Annotated in this window: 1 protein-coding gene; it reads left to right on the top strand. The window is 67.3% G+C overall.

From position 1 onward, the window contains the following. A partial coding sequence (locus tag DT057_RS35140) for an IS630 family transposase (RefSeq protein ID WP_128566583.1) occupies window positions 1–596 on the top strand: 596 nt, incomplete at both ends.

Consider the following 596-nt stretch of genomic DNA (forward strand, 5'->3'; position numbering starts at 1 on the left):
GTTGCGTGACGTTGTCGGGCTCTACGTCGACCCGCCCGCCCATGCCGTCGTGCTTTCGGTCGACGAGAAGAGCCAGATCCAGGCGCTCGCCCGCACGCAGGACCCGCTGCCGATGAAGCCGGGCCAGCCGACGACGCGTACCCACGACTACAAGCGCCACGGCACGACGACCCTGTTTGCCGCCCTGGACATCCTGGAGGGCAAGGTGATCGGCCGCTGCATGCAGCGCCACCGGCATCAGGAGTTCATCCGCTTCCTGAACACGGTCGAGGCTGCGGTTCCGGCGGGCAAGAGCGTCCACGCGATCCTGGACAACTATGCCGTTCACAAGCACCCGAAGGTCCGCGCCTGGCTCGATCGCCACCCGCGCTGGACCTTCCACGTCACCCCGACCTCAGCCTCGTGGCTCAACGCCGTCGAGGGCTTCTTCGCCAAGCTCGCAAAACGCCGCCTGCGACGCGGCGTGTTCGGATCGCTGGTCGAGGTGCAGGCCGCCATCAAGCGCTTCATCGCCGAGAGCAACCGCGACCCCAAGCCCTTCGTCTGGACCGCCGACCCGGATCGCATCATCCAAGCCGCAAAGCGCGGGCACCAAG

The sequence above is a fragment of the Methylobacterium crusticola genome (assembly GCF_003574465.1).
GTDB classification, from domain to species: Bacteria; Pseudomonadota; Alphaproteobacteria; order Rhizobiales; family Beijerinckiaceae; genus Methylobacterium; species Methylobacterium crusticola.